Origin of the sequence: Bradyrhizobium sp., from assembly GCF_019244115.1 — a bacterium.
In the GTDB taxonomy this organism is placed as follows: Bacteria; Pseudomonadota; Alphaproteobacteria; order Rhizobiales; family Xanthobacteraceae; genus Bradyrhizobium.
Genome location: NZ_JAFATE010000483.1, coordinates 1 through 4,041 on the forward strand (window position 1 = coordinate 1; position 4,041 = coordinate 4,041).

A 4,041-nucleotide genomic window follows, 5' to 3' on the forward strand; every position below is an offset into this window, starting at 1 on the left:
GCCGCGCAGTTCGCCGAAACCGTTCAGGAAGCGCTCAGTGGAGTGCTCGAGTTGCGCGACCGATCCCGCCAGCATCGGATCGGTCGACGCGCGCCGGGTCAGCGTGCCCAATACCGCCTCGCGCAGCAGCAGGATCTCGGCAAACAGTTCGGAGCTCGGCTGGTTGATGTAGCGGTGGATCAGGTTCTGCAGCCGGCTGGTCTCACTTTCCAGCCGCGCCAGGATCTTGTCGGACTCGCGCACTTGCCGCACGTCTTCCCAGGCCGAGCCGAGCACCTGCGCGCCGTTCCAGATCAAGGCGGCGAGCACGATCACGACGGCGGAGTTGAGCGCGGCGATCGACAGGATGCGCCAGCGAATCGGCACCGCGCGCAGCAGACCGACCACGCGGGCGCGAACGGGAGCGGCCAGATTGACCGGCCGTTCCGCTGTTTCGAGCTGTTGCGGCGTCGCCAAGATCCGCTCACTCCACCTTGCGATTGCGTTCGACCGACGTCGCCCAGGCGTCCACGATTGCGATCGCGTGAGTTCGTGGAACCGCGCGCGCCAGCTCGCCGATCGCGCGCGAAGCAACTGGTCGCATCGGGGACAGCCCGCCGCGTCGTTCGATCCTGGGGATCATGGAACGCGAATAAAGGGCAGACGGCTTGGCGTCGTTCCGCGGCTTGCCGACACGGAATCGCGGCGCGTCCTGACCTCTTGCGCTCGCCGCGTCATACGGCGCGACGACAAGACCGACGGTCCGCGAATTGCTGGCGCGGTACACAGACAAAACCTGATCCCCTTGGGATGATGTCGGCGGTGGGACGAAAAGGTTCAAATTTTTTTGGCCCTGGGGCAGCCGAGGCTATTCTGCAAAGACGGCAATGGTCGTCAATGGTGCGATGCAGAAGATCGCCTTGCGGATTGAAACTTGCCGTCCGCGGTCTTAAGAGGGCCTGGAAGATTATCGGATTCAACTCATGTGGCGTGTCTGACACTCGCTTCAGAAGCGTGACATCAGGCGCCATCGCCAGAGCTCAAAGCAGGTTCACCGTGAAAGCAGCACGCCGTTTCCTGCAACTTGCGATTGTTGCGAGCCTGCTCGGCATGACGTCGGCGTCGTGGGCGGCAACCGACATCATGTGGTGGCACGCCATGTCGGGCGAACTCGGCAAACAGGTCGAGAAGCTGGCGACCGATTTCAACGCCTCGCAGTCCGAATACCGCATCGTGCCGTCCTACAAGGGCAACTACACCGAGACTGTGACGGCCGCGATCTTCGCGTTCCGCTCGCGCAGCCAGCCGGCCATCGTGCAGGTCAACGAGATCGCCACCGCGACCATGACCGCGGCGAAGGGGGCGATCTATCCGGTGTTCGAATTGATGCGCGACCAGGGCGAACCGTTCACGCCGGAAGCCTATCTGCCAGCCGTGGCCGGCTATTACCTGGACGCGAGCGGCAACATGCTGTCGTTTCCGTTCAACGTGTCGACGCCGATCCTGTACTACAACAAGACGCTGTTTCGCGGCGCGGGGCTTGATCCTGAAAAGCCGCCGAAGACCTGGGCCGAGGTCGGTGCGGACGGAGCGCGGCTGCGCGCCGCCGGAGCTGCGTGCGGCTTCACGACGTCCTGGCCCTCCTGGATCAACGTCGAGAACTTTTCGGCTTTTCATAACCTGCCGATCTCGACACGCGCCAACGGGTTTGGCGGCATCGACGCGGTGCTCACCTTCAATAATCCGGTAGTGGTCCGCCACATCGCGCAGCTCGCGGAATGGCAGGCCAAGAAAATTTTCGATTATAGCGGCCGGGCGCAGTCGGCCGAGCCGCGGTTCGAGAACGGCGAGTGCGGCATCTTCGTCGGCTCGTCGGCGACGCGCGCCGACATCAAGGCCTATTCGAAATTCGAGGTCGGCTACGGCATGATGCCCTATTGGGACGATGTGCCGGGCGCGCCGCAGAACAGCATCATCGGCGGGGCGACGCTGTGGGTGCTGCGGGACCGACCGAGCGAGGAATATCGTGGGGTCGCCAAATTCTTCGCCTTCCTGTCGAAACCGGAGGTCCAGGCGGCCTGGCACCAGAACACCGGCTATCTGCCGATCACACGCGCCGCCTATGAACTGACCCGTTCGCAGGGCTTTTACGACGCCAATCCGGGCGCCGCGATCTCGATCGAACAGATCACGCTGCATCCGCCGACGGAGAATTCGAAGGGCATCCGGCTCGGATCGATGGTGCTGATCCGTGACGCGATCGAGGACGAACTGGAACAGGCTTTTGGGGCTAAGAAGCCGGCGCAGGCCGCGCTGGATTCCGCGGTGGAACGCGGCAACCGCCTGCTGCGCCAGTTCGAGCGCGCGAGTCCCGACCGGTAGAGCATGATCCGGGAAGGTGGTTGTCCGAAGTCCATGCTCTCGTTGCCCAGCCTCACCGATTTCGAGACGTTTCGCGCCTGGCGGGCCGATGCTGGGCAATGGCTCCCGGTTGCCATTGACATCGCCGATCGCCACGGCCTCGCCGTCAGCGCGCCGCGGGTCTTCGCGACCGGCACCAACCTCGTCGTTGCGCTGGACGACCGGCTGATCCTGAAAATATTCCCGCCGATGCTGCGCAGTCAGTTCGTATCCGAGCGCGGTACATTGGCACGACTCGCCGGTCGGCTGAGTGTCCCGATTCCCGAGATTGTATGCGAAGGCGAGCGCGATGCGTGGCCTTATCTCGTGATCACGCGTGTGCCCGGCATTCTGGGCGCCGAGGCGTGGCCTGCGCTGCCGGAAGCGCAGAAGGAACGCGTGCTCAGGCAGATCGGCGCGACCATCGCCGCGGTCCAGCGTGTACCGCCCGGTGAATTGCTGCAGATCGAGCCGCGTTGGGATGCGTTCGTGCGACGGCAGATCGAAGGTTGTCGCGCGCGACATGAGCGGCTCGGCTTGCCGCAAAAATTTCTGGACGGGCTGGACGCGCTGTTGCACGACGCCGCCGAACTCATTCCGCTCGACGGCCCGCCGGTGATACTGACTGGCGAATGGATCCCGGAGAATTTTCTCCTGAGCTGCCGGGATGGCGAATGGCAGTTGGCTGGCCTGATCGATTTCGGCGACGTGCTGACCGGGTGGGGTGAATATGACCTGCTCGGCCCAAGTGCCTTCATGTCGGCCGGACGGCCCGGCCGCGTGAAGAGCCTGTTCGAAGGATTTGGCTATGCGCCCGGGCAGGTCAATTTCGTGGTGAGGCGGCGGCTGATGGCCCTGATGCTTCTGCACCGGGCGAGCGACCTCAAGGCGCATGTCTGCATCGAGGGATGGCAGCAGAAGGCAGACGATCTCTTTCAGTTGCAGGAGTTGATATGGCCGATCTGAGCACCGCGGGCAGCGGTGCGCAAGAAGCGGGCGCTTGACCAATATGCATTACGAGTAGGCAAACGCGCCCCCTTGTATGCAATCGTCCTGGCGCCGAGGGGCGCGGCGTAAACGAATTTCGTGAGCCTGATCATCGACTTACGTTATCAATTAGGTTTCGTTAACGCTTGGCATGAACCTTGCGAAGCCAGCTCCAAGACCGCATTCCGGCCGCGTTGGAGCCCGCTTATGAAGCGTCGCGATTTTCTGAAATCCGTCTCCAGTGTGGCGGCAGGCACCCTGCTGCCTGCGCCCGCGATCATCTCTCCGGCCAAGGCCGATGCCCGCTCGGAGACGCTGCTGATCGTCTCGGAAGGCGGTCCCAACAATCTCGACATTCACGGCATCGGCACCAACGTGCCGGGCTACGAGGTGTCGTGGAATTGCTACGACCGGCTGATCAGCCACGAGATGAAGAGCGGACCTGGCGGCGTGCCCTATTATGACCGCGACAAGTTCAAGGGCGAGCTCGCCGAAGACATGAACGTCGGCGACATGTCCGTGACCTTCAAGCTGAAGAAGAACGCGAAATTCCACGACGGCACGCCCGTGACCGCGAAGGACGTGAAGTGGTCGCTCGACCGCGCGGTTTCCGTCGGCGGCTTTCCGACCTTCCAGATGAGTGCGGGCTCGCTGACCAAGCCCGAGCAGTTCGTT

General features: G+C 63.2%; 3 protein-coding genes and 1 pseudogene. 3 read left to right on the forward strand and 1 reads right to left on the reverse strand.

Features of this window, described 5'->3' with window-relative positions; genetic code table 11:
- Window positions 1–411, reverse strand: a pseudogene (locus JOZ76_RS21235) (histidine kinase); the annotation flags it as partial.
- A gap of 645 nt (window positions 412–1,056) precedes the next feature.
- Here JOZ76_RS21235 and ugpB point away from each other — a divergent pair.
- The 3 genes from ugpB to JOZ76_RS21250 all read left to right on the forward strand — a co-directional run.
- Window positions 1,057–2,361 carry a sn-glycerol-3-phosphate ABC transporter substrate-binding protein UgpB gene (gene ugpB, locus JOZ76_RS21240; protein ID WP_441300066.1) on the forward strand — a complete coding sequence of 435 codons (1,305 nt, stop codon included), beginning with the start codon at window positions 1,057–1,059 and terminating at the stop codon, window positions 2,359–2,361.
- A 33-nt stretch (window positions 2,362–2,394) separates the two neighbouring features.
- A complete protein-coding gene (locus JOZ76_RS21245; protein WP_291701520.1) occupies window positions 2,395–3,345 on the forward strand; it encodes an aminoglycoside phosphotransferase family protein in 951 nt (316 codons plus the stop codon).
- 228 nt (window positions 3,346–3,573) lie between these two features.
- A partial coding sequence (locus tag JOZ76_RS21250) for an ABC transporter substrate-binding protein (RefSeq protein ID WP_291701521.1) occupies window positions 3,574–4,041 on the forward strand: 468 nt, incomplete at its 3' end.